The organism is Pedobacter sp. GW456-11-11-14-TSB4, from assembly GCF_059424425.1.
Map to the genome: position 1 here is coordinate 101,995 of NZ_JBWKZK010000003.1, position 17,234 is coordinate 119,228.

12 protein-coding genes are annotated in these 17,234 nt (G+C 34.2%); 7 read left to right on the forward strand and 5 right to left on the reverse strand.

The window, feature by feature from the left end:
• Nucleotides 1–10: 10 nt before the first annotated feature.
• Nucleotides 11–1,135 carry a CofH family radical SAM protein gene (locus tag AC07XU_RS12165; RefSeq protein WP_494943902.1) on the reverse strand — a complete coding sequence of 375 codons (1,125 nt, stop codon included), beginning with the start codon at nucleotides 1,133–1,135 and terminating at the stop codon, nucleotides 11–13.
• Nucleotides 1,136–1,414: 279 nt separating this feature from the next.
• On the opposite strand from AC07XU_RS12165, the gene AC07XU_RS12170 reads away from it, so the two are divergent.
• The 3 genes from AC07XU_RS12170 to AC07XU_RS12180 all read left to right on the forward strand — a co-directional run bounded on the left by AC07XU_RS12170 (nucleotide 1,415) and on the right by AC07XU_RS12180 (nucleotide 4,434).
• Nucleotides 1,415–2,653 (forward strand): M16 family metallopeptidase, encoded by a 1,239-nt coding sequence (locus AC07XU_RS12170; protein WP_494943903.1) that lies wholly within the window; start codon nucleotides 1,415–1,417, stop codon nucleotides 2,651–2,653.
• The gene (locus tag AC07XU_RS12175) at nucleotides 2,646–3,920 is read left to right on the forward strand and encodes a M16 family metallopeptidase (protein WP_494943904.1); all 1,275 of its coding nucleotides are present in this window, start codon (nucleotides 2,646–2,648) and stop codon (nucleotides 3,918–3,920) included. Before AC07XU_RS12170 ends, AC07XU_RS12175 begins: the two co-directional genes overlap by 8 nt.
• A gap of 61 nt (nucleotides 3,921–3,981) precedes the next feature.
• Nucleotides 3,982–4,434: a GNAT family N-acetyltransferase gene (locus tag AC07XU_RS12180; RefSeq protein WP_494943905.1), complete on the forward strand. Its 453-nt coding sequence runs from the start codon at nucleotides 3,982–3,984 to the stop codon at nucleotides 4,432–4,434.
• A gap of 22 nt (nucleotides 4,435–4,456) precedes the next feature.
• On the opposite strand, the gene AC07XU_RS12185 is transcribed toward AC07XU_RS12180, so the two are convergent.
• Both AC07XU_RS12185 and AC07XU_RS12190 read right to left on the reverse strand, forming a co-directional pair.
• Nucleotides 4,457–6,346, reverse strand: coding sequence for a DUF3857 domain-containing protein (locus AC07XU_RS12185; RefSeq protein WP_494943906.1), 1,890 nt, complete (start codon nucleotides 6,344–6,346; stop codon nucleotides 4,457–4,459).
• The gene (locus AC07XU_RS12190; RefSeq protein WP_494943907.1) at nucleotides 6,346–8,331 is read right to left on the reverse strand and encodes a DUF3858 domain-containing protein; all 1,986 of its coding nucleotides are present in this window, start codon (nucleotides 8,329–8,331) and stop codon (nucleotides 6,346–6,348) included. The genes AC07XU_RS12185 and AC07XU_RS12190 overlap by 1 nt, the downstream gene beginning before the upstream one ends.
• A gap of 207 nt (nucleotides 8,332–8,538) precedes the next feature.
• Between AC07XU_RS12190 and guaB the strand changes: the two genes are divergently transcribed.
• The 3 genes from guaB to AC07XU_RS12205 all read left to right on the forward strand — a co-directional run bounded on the left by guaB (nucleotide 8,539) and on the right by AC07XU_RS12205 (nucleotide 14,099).
• Nucleotides 8,539–10,008, forward strand: a complete 1,470-nt coding sequence (guaB, locus tag AC07XU_RS12195; RefSeq protein WP_494943908.1) for an IMP dehydrogenase — start codon at nucleotides 8,539–8,541, stop codon at nucleotides 10,006–10,008.
• Nucleotides 10,009–10,624: 616 nt separating this feature from the next.
• Nucleotides 10,625–13,213 (forward strand): TonB-dependent receptor, encoded by a 2,589-nt coding sequence (locus AC07XU_RS12200; RefSeq protein ID WP_494943909.1) that lies wholly within the window; start codon nucleotides 10,625–10,627, stop codon nucleotides 13,211–13,213.
• Nucleotides 13,214–13,514: 301 nt separating this feature from the next.
• Nucleotides 13,515–14,099, forward strand: a complete 585-nt coding sequence (locus AC07XU_RS12205) for an LOG family protein (RefSeq protein ID WP_494943910.1) — start codon at nucleotides 13,515–13,517, stop codon at nucleotides 14,097–14,099.
• A gap of 76 nt (nucleotides 14,100–14,175) precedes the next feature.
• On the opposite strand, the gene AC07XU_RS12210 is transcribed toward AC07XU_RS12205, so the two are convergent.
• Nucleotides 14,176–14,616 carry a DUF2721 domain-containing protein gene (locus AC07XU_RS12210; protein WP_494943911.1) on the reverse strand — a complete coding sequence of 147 codons (441 nt, stop codon included), beginning with the start codon at nucleotides 14,614–14,616 and terminating at the stop codon, nucleotides 14,176–14,178.
• Between the two features lie 82 nt (nucleotides 14,617–14,698).
• Nucleotides 14,699–15,409 carry a hypothetical protein gene (locus AC07XU_RS12215; RefSeq protein ID WP_494943912.1) on the reverse strand — a complete coding sequence of 237 codons (711 nt, stop codon included), beginning with the start codon at nucleotides 15,407–15,409 and terminating at the stop codon, nucleotides 14,699–14,701.
• Nucleotides 15,410–15,603: 194 nt separating this feature from the next.
• On the opposite strand from AC07XU_RS12215, the gene AC07XU_RS12220 reads away from it, so the two are divergent.
• Nucleotides 15,604–17,232 (forward strand): acyl-CoA carboxylase subunit beta, encoded by a 1,629-nt coding sequence (locus AC07XU_RS12220; protein ID WP_494943913.1) that lies wholly within the window; start codon nucleotides 15,604–15,606, stop codon nucleotides 17,230–17,232.
• The last annotated feature ends 2 nt before the right edge of the window (nucleotides 17,233–17,234 follow it).

A 17,234-nucleotide genomic window follows, 5' to 3' on the forward strand; every position in this document is an offset into this window, starting at 1 on the left:
GTGATTTATTTTAATAGGTTATTACTTGTTCTTCTAATTGTGCAGGTAAATCTCTGTAATTGTATTGTTGGCCACGAAGCTGTGGTTCAAAACCAGCTTCTTTAATTGCTGTTTGAATACCATTTGCTGTAAAACGATGTGGTGCTCCTGCTGCAGAAACTACATTTTCTTCAATCATTATAGAACCAAAATCATTTGCACCTGCGTGTAAGCACATTTGTGCTACAGATTTGCCAACTGTTAACCAACTTGCTTGGATATTTATTACATTAGGCAACATGATACGGCTTAAAGCCAACATTCTTACATATTCATCTCCACTTACATTATTGCTAATGCCGCGTAAACGTTTCAATAAAGTTCCATCATCCTGAAAAGGCCAAGGAATAAATGCTAAAAATCCTTTAGCATGCGCAGGTTTTTCACTTTGAACTTCACGTATCCAAACTAAATGTTCAAAACGTTCATCTATCGTTTCTACGTGGCCAAACATCATAGTTGCAGATGTGGTAATGTCTAATTGATGAGCTGCTCTCATCACATCTAGCCACTCTTGTCCGCCACATTTACCCTTACTAATTAACCTTCTTACTCTATCATTTAAAATTTCTGCACCAGCTCCAGGTAGCGAATCCATACCATTGGCTTTTAAATCTCTTAAAACTTCAGTATGCGAAATTCCTTCCAGTTTAGCTACGTGAGCAATTTCTGGTGGACCTAAAGCATGCAGCTTAAAATCGGGGTAAAGGTCTTTTAATTCTTTAAAAAGGTTGGCATAAAATTGTAAGCCTAAATCTGGATGGTGACCCCCTTGCAACAATAATTGATCGCCTCCTAAACGAAAGGTTTCTTCAATTTTAACTTTGTAAGTTTCTATGTCTGTAATGTAGCTTTCATCGTGCCCAGGGCGACGGAAGAAATTGCAAAATTTACAATTCGCAATGCAAACATTTGTAGTGTTTACATTTCTATCAATTTGCCAAGTTACTTTGCCACTAGGTACTTGAATTTTTCTTAATTCATTAGCAACGTATGCTAATTCAGCTGTTTTGGCATTGTGGTATAAAAAAACGCCTTCTTCTTTAGTTAAAAAGTCGAAATTTAAAGCCCTTTGTAGTAGTTCGGCAGTATTCATGTACAAAGATATTAAAAAGGGTTGAAGGATGAAGGTAGAATGGTTGAAGGTTTGTAAAAGTTTAAGGTATCGAGAGATAAGTAATGAGTAGCAAGTAGCAAGTATCGAGTAGTAAGTATCGAGTAGCAAGTGTAAAATTGCAAGTATCGTTTATCAACTACTAAACATTCCAACATTTCAACAATTCAACTTTCCAACATTCCAACTTTCAAACAATTTAACAATCCTCCAACAATTTATACATTTCGTAATTCAACAATTCAATTATCTTTGTCGGCTATGGTAAATTTTAATCGTTTTACACTAGCCAATGGTTTAAGAGTTTTGGTACATGAAGACCCAACTACACCAATGGCTGTTTTAAATATTTTGTATGATGTTGGCGCACGTGATGAAGAGGAAGGGAAAACTGGCTTTGCGCATTTGTTTGAGCATTTAATGTTTGGTGGCTCGGTAAACATTCCTAGCTACGATGAACCTTTACAACGTGTTGGTGGCGAAAATAATGCATTTACAAGTAATGATATTACCAATTATTACATCACCTTACCAGCAGAAAATATAGAAACTGCATTCTGGTTAGAAAGCGATCGAATGTTAAGTTTGGCCTTTTCTGAGAAAAGTTTAGATACACAGCGAAATGTAGTGATGGAAGAGTTTAAGCAACGTTACTTAAATCAGCCATATGGCGATGTTTGGTTAAAGCTAAGACCTTTAGCCTATGAGCAACATCCATATAGATGGGCAACTATAGGACAAGATTTGGCGCAAATTGAAAATGCCCAAATGGAAGATGTTAAAGCATTCTTCAAAAAACATTACAATCCTCAAAATGCAATTTTAGTTGTGGGTGGTAACGTAAAAACTGATGAAGTAAAAGCTTTAGCCGAAAAGTGGTTCGAGACTATCCCGGCAGGAGAGAAGTATGAAAGAAACTTGCCAAAAGAGCCAGCGCAATTGCAAGCAAAAACATTAACGGTTAATGCCAATGTACCCTTAGATGCCATTTATATCGCTTTTAAAATGCCAGCAAGGTTAGATCCAACCTATCAGGTATATGATTTAATGACAGATATTTTTTCTCAAGGACAATCATCACGTTTATATAACAGTTTGCTAAAAGAGCAACAATTGTTTAGCGACATCAATGCTTACATATCTAGCAGTTTAGATGAGGGATTATTTATTGTTGAAGGTAAATTGGTTACAGGAGTTAGTGTTGAAACTGCAGAAAAAGCCATTTGGACTGAGCTAGAGAAAATGACTAATGAGTTGGTTTCAGAAGATGAGTTAACTAAGGTTAAAAATAAATCTGAATCGATAATGGTTTTTTCTGAAATGAATTTATTAGACAAAGCGATGAATTTGGCTTACTATGAGTTACTTGGTGATGCTGATTTGTTAAACTCAGAAATTGATAAATATACTTCTATAACTGCTGAGCAAATTAAACAAGCTGCAAAATTTACCTTACAAAAAGAAAAATCATCTACCTTATATTACTTAGCAAATGCTTAATCGTACAAACGCACCTGAGTTTAAACAGGTAAATGAAATTAATTTTATAGCTCCAAAAGCTCAGCAATTAGCTAATGGAATAAAAGTTTTTACTGTAAATGCTGGCGAGCAAGAGTTAGTTCGTATCGAATTTATTTTCGAAAATGTAAATTATGATCAATCTAAACCTTTACAAGCAGTAACTGTAAATAGTTTAATAAACAACGGTACTAAAAGTTTAACTGCAAAAGAAATTGCAGAAAAGGTTGATTATTATGGAGCTTTTTTGCAAACAGAATATGGAGCTGATCATACCACTATAACGCTACACAGTTTAAACAAACACCTCGTTTCTGTATTGCCAATTGTATGGTCTATTTTTAATGAAAGTATTTTTCCGCAAAAAGAGTTGGATATTTTTATCCAAAACCAGAAACAGAAATTACAGGTAAATTTGCAAAAAAATGATTTTTTAGCCCGTAAAACCTTTGCAAATACCATTTTTGGTAATACTGCTTACGGATCAGATATTGCAGCAGCAGATTATGATACCTTAAATAGGGAAGACTTATTAGCTTATTTTAAAGCAGCTTATAAACCAGAAAATTGCATAATTATAGCTGCTGGTAAGTTTGAGGAAAAGGAGTTTCAATTATTAGATCAATTTTTTGGAAATTCTTGGGAAAACAATGAAGCATCAGCTATAAATCAGTTTCATTTTTCTGCTGTTGAAGGCAGTGAAATTTATATTGAAAAGGATGATGCCGTTCAATCTGCCCTTAGATTAGGTAATTTAACTATTAATAGAACACATAAAGATTTTGCCAAACTTCAAATTTTAAATACATTATTAGGAGGTTATTTCGGCTCTCGCCTGATGGCAAATATTAGAGAGGATAAAGGTTACACCTATGGTATTGGATCTGGGATTGCATCTTTAAAACATGCTGGTTATTTTTTTATGGCTACAGAGGTTGGAACTGCTGTTTGTAACGATGCTTTAGCAGAAATAGAGAAAGAAATTGCTCTTTTAAAAACCGATTTGGTTTTACCTCAAGAACTTGATTTAGTGCGCAATTACATGCTTGGTTCACTCTTGGGAAGTTTAGAAAATGCTTTTTCTCATGCAGATAAGTTTAAAAATTTATATTTCTCTGGATTAGATTACAGCTACTATCAAAATTACATCCATACGGTAAAAACCATTACCCCAGAAGAAATTAATACCGTTGCTAACCTTTACTTAAATTGGAATGCAATGACCAAGGTTATTGTAGGAAAAAAATAATTTAAACATCTTAAACTTTTATTTATAACTGCGGTTTGTAGTGAAGATATAAAGCGAAAAAATGAATATCCCGAAAGAAAATCCCGCGTACGTTTATCAAACAAACCCAGACTTAAATACTATTGATTGGGATTATGTAATTTCTCTTTTTTATAAAATAGAATGGAAGCATCGCAAAGCTGAAGAAATTGCTGCTGCTTTTAAAAATAGCACCACAACTATCTTTGTGTTTGATAACGATAAAATTATCGCTTTTGGTAGGGTAGTAGGCGATGGTAGATATTATGCACAATTGGCGGATATTGTTGTAGATCCAGATTTTCAGGGCCAGGGACTTGGTAAATATTTAGTAACTACACTCAATAACCAATTGGTAGATTATCATTTTGTAAATTTAAGTGCCGCACCGGGTGCTGATAAATTTTATAAAAGCATGGGCTGGAAAAAGCAAACGACCTCATTTATTTGGCCACAAGGACCAAAACAATTGAGGCAGCATTGCGAAAAAGAATAAGAGGATTTTTAAACTTCCCTGTTTATAATGATTTTGTTAGGATTGCTTTTTGTTTATCAGCGGTAAATATTTTTTTGTTGAATTCTACAAACTCATTGTATTTTTCTGGTGGAAAGGTTTTTGCATTCATCAGTTTAACACGAGAATAGGTAATTACATTGTCTTTAGCACTAAATTTTGCACTGTATGTGCCAAATTCAGAAGTTAAGCTAATATCTTTTGGTAAAAATTCTATGTTATAACCTTTTGGCAAATTATAAATAATCTCATCTTCATCTTGGTAACTAAAGCCAACTGCAAAATGTGTTTTTCTACCTTCGATTTTGGCAGGGACATTCTCTTGCCTATTCTGTAAGTTAACAGTTAAGAAAATTTTATCGGCTCCTTTAGACAAGAGTTGATTTGTTTTAAATGATAAATCTTCAGTCATAACAGCTTTTAACTTGTCTGGTTGTTCAAATTTAAACGCAACGAGTTCTGCTCCTGGTATGCCGTTATTTTGTATAATTCTTTTGCGCTGTTCTACAGGTTCAATAAGCAAATAAGACATCCTATCTTCAAACTGAGCATTTCCGTATTGCGAGTTTATAGCTATATCGGCATAACCGTCTTCTTTAAAATTAACTTTCGCTTTTTTAATTTGATAATTATCTTTTGCATTATAAATAGGTGTTCTAATTATTTTTCCACCATCTTCTGTTATCATTAAAACATTCCGATCTGAGTTGTCATGCCCTATAAAGCCCATTGGTGCATATTGATCTGTGCATTCTAAAAATGTGGTGTCATTAGCTAATGGTACAGCCAAAATCATGTGATTTGCTTGGCCCATGCTCGAGTAATTTGGATTCATACTTGGCATACCATTTCCAATAATAATTAAATTTGATTTGATGCCCGCCTCACTAAGCATTGCTTTCATGTAATTAGACAAAGCTTTACAATCGCCATAATTTACTTGAGCTACTTTTTCTGCCAGTATTGGTTTAAAGCCGCCAATACCTAATTGCACGCTCACATACCTGGTGTTTTGTTGTAAATGGTGATAAAGAATTTTAACTTTTTCTCTATCGTCTTTAGCGTTTTTTATTAAATTTTGGATTTGCGCTTTTGTTGTGGTAGGCAAAATATTGCCATTTTCATTTAATTTGTAAATCCACATTCCGAAGTTTTTCCAACTATCAAAGTTACCGCTAGTGTTATCATATTCAAATTGAGTAGGAGATACCTTAACCCAATCACTAATATTTTCTAAGCCAACACTATAAGGCTCTCTTTCAATAACAGGTAAATTAGTACATGTCCATTTGTATTGTTTCTTTTCTCCAATGTTCGATGAATCTGTTTTAAGATTTTTGCTTGCAAGATATTTTATTGATAAACCCGTATTTTTCTGAAAAGTATAGGATGATTTTTCTGTTGCTATATTGTAACCTTTTACTGCATGCCAACTTGGGAAACTTAATATTCCTTTAAAATCTCTCGTATAGCTATACTCAATTGTGTAAGGATATGATGAGTTTAAAAATTTTAAATATTTTAAGCGGTCATCCTCAAAAATAGAATAATCAGATATCAAACTTTGATCTTTAATGTCTGATGATTTATACTCTTTGATCTTTTTACCAGCAGCATCATAAAGTGTTGCCTTTATATTACTTATGCTCGAAAATTTGTCATATACTTCGGCCATTTCTGCAAGTTCATCTCCAGCTTTATTAAGTATAGTGATGGCAACTTTATAGTTTTCCTGACCCGATCCAACACCTTTAAAGTCGAAAAACATTTCTTCATTTCTTATCACTGCAATTGCGTTTTTCGAAAGTTCAGCAGAAATTTTACTAGCATCATAGTCTTGTGCTGACGCTGTTGCCAACAAACACATCAAATATATTGTGAATAGTTTTTTCATTATGCTTTCTTCTTAAAAACAATTTGTTCTGCCTGTTTTTCTACAATTGCTTTAAATAGCTCTTTTAAATCAAAATATTCTTCAGGGCTATAGTAAGATTTCTTGATGTCAATTATACTCTTTACTAAAAGCGTTTTGCCTTCAGTAATATAGCTTATGGTAAAGGTGCCAAGGCCATTTGGAACTTTGTAGATTGAGCTTTTTGGTAATTTATCAATTTCATAATCTTCAGGAAATGTTAAGGTTATTCTATAGCTCTCTTTAATAGGATAGGCAAAATCAACTGGGAACAATCTTTCTTCATTTTTAAATGGATTTTCTTTAGTTTTCTCGTATAGTAGAGGAGTGAAAAAAACTAGATTTCCTGCTTCCTCCACGTTATCTTCAATCACCACATCCATATCTTCTATAAGCAATTCATCTAAATTATTGAGGTTAGAGATTTTGTAATTTGATAGCTCTAATCCTGTTTTATCCTTTTTAAAATTTTTCAGAAACTCAACTTCGTTGTTGGTTGATTTGTACTTATCTCTTAAATTTAAAGCAGCATAACCCATCGAGTATTGGGTTATTTTACCAGTTAACTTGTTTTCTTTGTTTAAATTTAATGAGTAATTAAATGTTTTATCTTCGCCTATATTAGGTTCAATTGCAATCCAGCTAGCTGTGGTATTCTTCAAATCTAATTTTAAAGCCTCATGACTTAAGTTATTATATGAAACCATTCCAAGTGGTAAGTCTACATCAATAGCATCCAACAATATATTTTTATTATCTAAAATAACATTTACAATAACGCTGTTAAATTTAGAAATCATCGGATGACCTGGATGCATTCCGTTATCTCTGGTACTTAACAATAATGGATAGGCATTTATTCCAGCTTCCTTCAAAAGACTGAGTAAACACAGGTTAATATCAGCAGAATTGCCAGATTTTTTGTCGAAAATTAATTTAGGATTTGTACCAGTTGCATATTTTCTAATTTCATCGTTCCATTTAATGTTATTTTTCACATATTCATAAATCTTCTTTGTTACCAAAAGAGAATCCTTTTCGCCTTTTAAAATTGTTGGTAATGTTGCTTTTGCAAACGAATTTCTACCTATAAAAAGACCAAAGTTTTCATCAACTGATAATTCTTTGGTAATTTTAGGCCAGGTGCTATTAAAATCTTTGTAAGTATCATTAGGATATTTTGTTCCTAAAAGTTCAAAATCAACACTTGAAACGTAATCATCTAACGTTGTGATAAACGGCTCATCTTTAAGAGCTGCAACTTTCTCCATCACATACTGGTCATGCGTTGCGTTAGAAACTAAGCCAGTAACATAATTTGCATTAACAACTTGGTTTTTAGTTCGTGTAGGGCGTAAATATCCTCCAAAATTCGTTTTGTACATTAAATATTCTGGTATAATCACATTGTATTCTGTGTACAAAGTCGGTATTTCATCCTGAAAGTTCCAGCCTCGTAAGTTGAATATAAAATCAGATTTGATAGTGTATTTAAATTCTAATATTGAACCTTCCTTAACATTTGGGAGTGTGAATTTCTTGTAAGTATAATTTTTATTAAATTCTTCGGTAAACTTTGCATCTTTTGTTAGTTTACTAACTACTTGTTTTCCATCAACCATATTATAAGTTGCCCCATCTAAACCTTGCAAATCTTCTTTTGAGTTGCCACTACCTCTATACAAACCAACTTTATAATTTGCTAAGTCATAGCCAGCTTTTGTTAAAACTTTGTATCTAATGTGTCTTTCATAAACATACCTAAAACCAGTGCTTTCATTATATTCAAAAAAGCATTTGCCAACATCAAATAATTTAATTGCAGCAGCTGCAGTATCTTTTCCGAATGATTTGGTTTCAAATTCTTCAGGAGCAATTTTGCCAAATTTGAATTCTTTTTTTTGCGCACTGGCAAATAATTGAGACATAGAAATCCCAACAAAGAGGAGAAGCGTTTTAATTTTCATTATAGAATTTTTAGTTAGCTAAATATAATCTATTCTATTAAAAAAAATAATTTTTAGTATATATTTTATCTGTGTTTGTTAAAATTGGATACATGCTATCCCCTAAAAATGTTTAAGACTAAAATTGTTAAGCTTATACTTTATTTTAAAAATGATTAAATATTTTGTATCTTTGCCCGGCAAATAATAACTCCTAATTTATTTGCTATGCAACTCGATCCCAACAAATTTATTGCTACTGGTTTAACATACGATGACGTATTGTTAGTACCTGCATATTCTGAGATTTTGCCTCGTGATGTGAATACAACCACATTTTTAACCAAAAAAATAAAACTTAATGTACCTCTAATTTCTGCTGCAATGGATACCGTAACCGAAGCAGAATTGGCTATTGCCATCGCTCAAAATGGTGGTATTGGAATGTTGCATAAGAATATGACGATTGACAGACAGGCTGAGGAAGTTCGTAAAGTAAAACGTTCTGAAAGTGGCATGATCCAAGATCCAGTTACTTTATTAGAAACTGCAGTTGTTGCCGATGCCTTTAAAATTATGAAAGAGCACAGAATAGGAGGCATACCTGTAGTAAGTGCTGATAATAAATTGGTTGGCATTATTACCAATCGCGATTTACGTTTTCAAAAAAACATGGCAAGACCAATTGCCGAAGTAATGACAAAAGAGAATTTAATCACTGCTCCAGAAGGTACCAATTTGGTTCAAGCAGAAGAAATTCTTCAAAACTATAAAATTGAAAAACTTCCAGTAGTTGATCAAAATGGCTTTTTAAGCGGTTTAATCACTTTTAAAGATATTTCTAAAGTTAAAAATTATCCAATTGCTTGTAAAGACGAACGTGGAAGATTACGTGTAGGTGCAGCGGTTGGCGTAACTGCAGATACCTTACAAAGAGTTGATGCATTGGTTAATGCTGGTGTTGATGTAATTACCATTGATACCGCTCACGGACACTCAAAAGGTGTAGTTGATAAATTAAAAGAAGTTAAAGCCAAATATCCTGATTTACAGGTTATTGTTGGTAATATTGCAACTGGTGCGGCTGCCAAATTTTTAGCAGATGCAGGTGCTGATGCGGTAAAAGTAGGTATCGGACCGGGTTCTATTTGTACTACAAGGATTATTGCTGGTGTTGGTGTGCCCCAATTGTATGCGGTTTTCGAATGTGCTAAAGCATTAAAAGGTACAGGTGTACCAGTTATTGCCGATGGAGGAATTAAACACACTGGCGACATTGCAAAAGCGATTGCATCTGGCGCAAGCACAGTTATGGCAGGCTCATTATTTGCTGGTGTAGAAGAAAGCCCAGGCGAAACCATTATTTATGAAGGTCGTAAGTTTAAATCATATCGTGGCATGGGCTCTATCGAAGCGATGGAGCAAGGTTCTAAAGACCGTTATTTCCAAGATGTTGAGGATGATATTAAAAAATTAGTTCCAGAAGGTATTGTAGGAAGAGTTCCATTTAAAGGCACTTTGGCCGAGGTTATGTACCAATACATAGGTGGTTTACGTGCAAGTATGGGTTACTGCGGAGCGGCAACTATAGAAAAATTGCAGGAAGCACAATTTGTACAAATCACAGCTGCAGGTATGAGAGAAAGTCATCCTCACGATATTACAATTACAAAAGAAGCGCCTAATTATACTAGATAGTCAGAAATGTTGGAGAAGTCGGCAAGTCCGAAAGATATAGAATTGTAAATCAAATACAGCGGGGCATCGGTTATGATAGCCCCGCTTTTCGTTTCAATATTTTTGTGCTTTATGTTAAGTCATTCGATGAATTTAGGCAACATTGCAAATATTTATGGGTCGACTATTATCGGAGATCAAAAAATATTTACACTGCTATCGGGTTTAGTTCACAAAAAATTGTGCTATTATTTAGGTATTGCTCAAAGCAACGCCAATAGAAGTACAGCCGCAACTTCTCTAAACGGGATTGGAGCGTAAATCCTTTTTTAAAGTAAGGCTGACGTGGGCCGATTTTTATCGGTTACCTGTCGTAGCATATTAAAAAAGATTGCAGCAAAAGCCCGACTACCATTTATCTGCTCTACTAAACTTGCTTTTCTATTCTATCAAATCAAAGTTTTTTATGGAAAGCTCAACCATCTTGCTTGATATTTTATTCTGTCTGTAAAAATTTTAATCATTTATTTCCAAATAAAATTTGGTGAATTAAAATTATGATTTACATTTGTCTATATATCCTATAGAATTAGTAGATTATTTAAATTAACATTCATTTTTATTTTATTAAGTTATAATGAAACACAATTATTTATCCCTTTTAGTACTACTCTTAATATTATGCGCTACAAAATCTGTGTTCGCCCAAAACATTATTAATGGAGTTGTTAAAAGTAATGATGGAACTGCAGTTCCTTTTGCATCGGTAAAGATTAGAGGAACAAATCTCACAGTTAGGGCTGATACATCTGGCAAGTTTACTATAAATACTGCTCAGGCATTTCCTTTTTATCTTCAGGTGAGTTCAGTTGGTTACAAGCCACAAGATTTTCAAATTTTAAAATTTCAGGAAACTCCTATTGAATTGGTTTTGGTTGAAGATGCTTTGCTAGATCAAATCGTAGTAACATCAAGAAGAAGGGCTGAGGTATTGCAAGATGTACCTTTAGCAATAACAGTTATTGGTGGGCAGGCTGCAGAAAATGCTGGTGCTTTTAATGTAAATCGTTTAAAAGAACTTGTTCCCTCGGTTCAACTTTATTCATCAAATGCTAGAAATACTACGCTCAATATTAGAGGATTAGGATCAACTTTTGGTTTAACAAATGATGGTATTGATCCTGGTGTTGGTTTTTATGTAGATGGTGTTTATCATGCTCGCCCAGCTGCTACCTCTACAGATTTTCTAGATATCGAACAAATTGAAGTTATTCGCGGTCCACAGGGTACGTTATTTGGAAAAAATACTACAGCGGGTGCATTTAACATTACTACTACCAAGCCAACGCAAACACCAACTGCGAAGGCAGAAATAAGCGTCGGTAATTACAATTTTATTCAAGCTAAAGCATCAGTTTCTGGAGGCTTGGCAAAAAACTTAGCCGCTAAATTGTCTATTTCGGGTACGCAAAGAGACGGTACCATTTGGAATACCAGGGAAGAAAGGAAATACAGCGGTCAAAATAATCTTGGTTTAAAAGGTCAATTGTATTTTACGCCAACAGACAAACTTCAGGTTTTGCTAAGTGGCGATGTAAGCATTCAACATCCGGCAGGTTATCCTTTGGTAATTGCTGGTGTTACCACAACAAAAAGAAGTGCTTTTCGTCAGTATGCCCAAATCATTTCAGATTTAGGTTATCAGCAACCTAAAATCGACCCATTTTCTAGAGAGATCAATACAAATACGCCTTGGAGACATAATCAGTCGATTGGTGGTTTATCTGTAAATGTTGATTACAAGCTAGGTAATGGTACCCTAACTTCTACTACAGCATGGAGGTTTTGGAATTGGGACCCAACCAATGATAGAGATTTTTCTGAATTATCAGCCCTTACCAAATCGCAAGGAAATAGTGGCCATGATCAATATTCACAAGAATTTAGATATTCTGGTAATATAACTGAAAAGTTAAGTGCTGTGTTTGGTGTGTTTGCACTTGGGCAAAATTTACAAGGCCTAGGTCAAACAGAAGAAGTAGGGAAAGACCAATGGAGATTTGTACAAACAAGTAATACTGGAGCTCAAGCACTATATGCTACACCAGGCTTGTTGGATGGCTTTGGTATTACTACTAACTCTACCATAAAATCATTAAGTACTGCGGTTTTTGCACAAGCGGATTGGGAGTTTTTAGATCATTTACATGTATTGCCAGGCTTGAGATATAATTATGACAAAAAAAATGTAGACTATAATCGAGTTACTTACGGTGGTTTACAAACAACTGATCAGGCATTGTTAGCCTTAAAAGCTGCTGTTTACAGTAACCAGCATTTTTTTACCAGTACAGATAATAACAATTTATCGGGTAATATCACCTTGGCTTACAGGCCAAACCCTAATTTAAATGCCTACGGAACTTTTTCTACAGCTTATAAACCAGTTGGTGTAAATGTGGGCGGTTTACCAACAACATCAAATGGGCAGGCAGATTTAAGCTTGGCGGTAATTAAACCAGAATATGTAAAGCACTATGAGCTAGGTGTAAAAACAAAACCAATTAAAGGTTTAATCGTAAATGTTTCTGCTTTTAACACAGATATTGATGACTATCAAACCAATGTACAATCGCCACAATTGGGGGTAAATAGAGGTTATTTAGCCAATGCTGAGCAAGTAAATGTTAAAGGTTTTGAAATAGATGGAAGTTTACAGTTAAAGAGATTTCTGACTGTTAATGCTGCGGTGGCTTATCTTGATGGTAAATATGTTAAATTTACTAATGCACCTTTGCCTTTAGAAGAAACTGGTTTTACGCAGGTGGTTAATGGTGTATCAACGCAGGTTGCCTTTATAGATGCCTCTGGTGGTAGATTGCCAGGTATTTCTAAATGGAATATTTCTGGAGGTTCTGAATTAAGTACAGCTGGCAACTTGGCAACAAAAATTGGAAGATATTTTATAGCAGCAGATGCTTCTTATCGTTCTGGATATTCTTCAAACGCCACACCATCAAGTGTTTTAAATGTTGATGGTTATGCTTTATTAAATGGACGACTAGGTTTTAAATCAGAAAAATTCTCGATTTTTGTATGGGGCAGAAACTTAACAGCAACAAACTACTTTGAACAATTACAGGCAGCAGCTGGTAACGCAGGTTTGTACGCTGGTGTGCTAGGTGATCCGAGAACTTACGGAGCAACTTTGAGGTTTACATTTTAAAAGTGCATTAGTGCATCAGTTCATTAGTGTCATTTGTTCATTGGTTTATTTGTGAGTATCATGTTGACAAACCTTTAGGCTTACAGCTATCGGTTTGTCAAAGTTTAAGTTTACATTTTAAAAGTTCATTAGTTTCATTTGTTCATTTGTGAGTACCACTTTGACAAATCTTTAGGCTTACAGCTGTTGGTTTGTCAAAGTTTTTTAGGTTAAAATGACCCATGTTATACCCTATTAAATAAACCGATGAGGTATTGAACCAATGAACTAAATCACTACTTTTGAGTTTAATCTAAATACAATGAAATCACTTTGTGTATACTGCGGTTCTAACTTTAATGGAGATCCTGTTTTAAGAAAAGCTATAGAAGACTTAGCAGAAAATATGGCAACGCAAGAAATTACGCTAGTTTTTGGTGGAGGAAGTGTTGGTGTAATGGGAGTTATTGCCGATGAAATTTTAAAGCGTGGGGGTAAAGCTTTCGGCGTTATTCCTCAGTTTTTAATGGATAAGGAAGTTGGACATAAAGGTTTAACGGAGATGATCATTACTGAAAACATGCATCATCGTAAACAAAAAATGGCCGATTTAGCTGATGGCTTTGTCATTTTACCCGGTGGTTTTGGTACTCTCGAAGAATTATTTGAAGTGTTGACGTGGTTGCAACTAGGTTTGCATGGTAAACCAATAGGGGTTTTAAATGTTGGTGGTTTTTATGATCCGCTCTTTAAACAGATGGATATGATGGTTGAACATCGCTTTTTAAAGCAAACCAATAGAGATTTAGTTTTTAATGAGACTGATGCAAAGGTTTTAATAGAAAAAATGCAAAACTTTAAAGCTGCGCCAGATGAAGTTTGGTTTAGAGATCGGAATTTAGTTTAAGCAAGTATCGGAAGTTGAAAGGTTTTAAAAAATGAAAAGTTTTCATGGTCTCACATCTCAATACTCAAATCTCAAATTATTTATCAAACTTCTTTTTAATATAAGATACTAAAGAAGGATCATTCAATTCCATATCGCTCAATTCCAGTTCTAAAGCTTTTGTGCTTATTTGTATTTCTATAAGCGACATAAATAAGGATGCTGTAAAAAGAACTAAGCTTAAGGCAAAGAAAATCTCTCCAGTAAACTCTTGGCCAATGTAAATGAAATACATACACACAATACAAGATATAAAGCTCAATACGCCAAAGGCTTGCATGTTCTTAATTAATTTTAATCTTGTTCTTAAGTTTTTGATTTGTTGAGGAATAATGATGCTGTTTTTGTCATCATTTAAATATTTTGAATGAAGGTTTCTAACCAAAGTTGCCAACGATAAAAATCGGTTGGTGTAGGCTAACATAATTAAACTAATTGCAGGGAAAAGTAATGCAGGCGTATTTATGCTTAATGTCATAAGGAATGATTATTTAATCAAAAATATCAATTATTAAGCAGTAATCTTTGAATCAAAAGTTAAAGTTTGTTTAAATTATTAATTATAGGAAATTGCCCTCGCTTATTTGCCATGTCCACGGCTTTTTAAATGTGGTAAATGTTTTATAATTAGTAAAAATTAGCGCTTCTTCATCAATTAAGTTGTTTCCATCTTGATTAGCTAGGTTACCTGATATTAATCTTTTTTTACGTTCTGCAAAATTGTATTGATTGTTGGTCATTTCGCCTGTAAAAGCATTGTAATAAATATTGTTAGCTTTTACTAAGTTCCAATCTTTGTTTGTATACTTAAATTCATAATTTAAAATCCAACGCCAATCGGCTCCGCCTTCAAATTTTAACATTAATCTATTGTTAGCAATAGTGATTTTTTTAAGCGGATCTCCTAATGAACCTCCTTCATTAGCTCTTAAGATAAAGTTATTGTTTTGAGTAACCAGATTATATTTTCCACTTTGTGCATTTTTAAAATAGATTACCAAAACTCTTGGTCGCTGAAACTCTTTAATCAAATCGGTTTCATTATCTCCATAAGCCCTATGCTCGGCTATTGGTAAGTTAAATTCTAAAATAATGGCTAAATCATCTAATTTATCGTTGTTCAAATCGCCATAAGCCGTATCTATTGCTTTCCATTGTGAGGTTGCAATTTGTTCTATAGACTTAACTTGTTTATTTAATATAGGATATGCAAAAACCTGAGCTTTAGAAATTTGAGTTAAGCATAAAGATAAAATGAGAAGGTATTTCATTAATCATTAAACGGCCGTTGTTTTCTTTTGTTGTTAAGGCTCAAACTCAATTGTATTTTTAGTTATAAGAATTACATAAATTTTAAAAATTAACAAGCTACTAAATACCAAAACAGGTTTTAGTTTATTAATTTTAACAACTAACTTGCCCCAAAGCATTAAAATGATAAATGCTGATCTAGCCAAATATCGAAATGAATATAGAATTTAACAAAAATGAAGATGTGAATAAACAACTGGTTTACGAGCTTAAAACTAGGTTGAAAAAGATATATGCAGGTGGAGGAGAGAAAAATGCTGCTAAGCAAAAAGATAAAGGGAAACTTTTAGCCAGAGAAAGAATAGCTTACTTAACTGATGAAGGTAGTGAATTTTTAGAGTTAGGTGCTTTTGCAGCAGATGGAATGTATGCTGAACAGGGCGGTTGCCCAAGTGCAGGCGTAGTGACAGGAATTGGCTATGTAAGTGGCAGACAATGTTTAATTGTAGCTAATGACGCAACTGTAAAAGCTGGCGCTTGGTTCCCGATGACGGCGAAGAAAAATTTAAGAGCACAAGAAATTGCCATGGAAAATAGATTGCCGGTAATTTACTTGGTGGATAGTGCAGGCGTTTATTTGCCTATGCAGGATGAAATTTTTCCTGATAAGGAACACTTTGGCAGAATGTTTAGAAACAATGCCATGATGAGTGCCGACGGCATTGTTCAAATAGCTGCAATTATGGGTTCTTGCGTTGCTGGTGGTGCCTATTTGCCAATTATGAGTGATGAGGCAATGATAGTTGAAGGCACTGGGTCAGTTTTTTTAGCAGGATCTTACTTAGTTAAATCGGCCATAGGCGAAGATATTGATAACGAAAGTTTGGGTGGAGCAACTACCCATTGCGAAATTTCTGGAGTTACAGATTATAAACATCCAAATGATGAAGCATGTTTAGATAGCATTAAAAAAATAATGAGCATGTTAGGTGCACCTGAAAATGCAGGTTTTGATCGCATTAAAGCGGTCATGCCAAAACTTAACCAGCAAGAATTATATGGCATTTTGCCAGAAAATAGAGAAAAACCATACGAAATGAGAGATATCATTGAGCGTTTGGTTGATAATTCTGAATTTGAAGAATACAAAAAACTCTTCGGACAAAGTATTATTTGTGGTTTGGCTCGTATTGATGGCTGGGCAGTTGGTATTGTTGCCAATCAACGCAATGTAGTGAAATCTAAAAAAGGCGAAATGCAATTTGGCGGGGTTATCTATTCTGATAGTGCAGATAAAGCTAGTCGTTTCATCATGAATTGCAACCAAAAGAAAATCCCTTTGGTTTTTTTGCAAGATGTAACGGGCTTTATGGTTGGTAGCAGATCAGAGCAAGGCGGCATTATTAAAGACGGAGCTAAAATGGTAAATGCGGTTGCCAATTCTGTTGTTCCAAAATTCACTATCGTTATTGGTAATTCGTATGGCGCAGGTAATTATGCAATGTGCGGAAAAGCATACGATCCACGTTTAATTTATGCTTGGCCAACTGCAAAAATTGCTGTTATGGGTGGTGCGCAAGCTGCAAAGGTAATTTTACAAATGGAGGAGGCCTCATTAAAAGCTAAAGGAGAGACTATTACACCCGAGAAAGAAGCTGATTTGCTAAAAACGATAACAGATCGGTATAATAATCAAACTACATCATATTATGCGGCATCACGTTTGTGGGTAGATGGGGTAATCGATCCTTTAGAAACACGTAAAGTAATTTCTATGGGTATTGAAGCAGCAAACCAATCGCCTATTAAAAAGGCTTTTAATGTGGGTATTATACAAACCTGAAA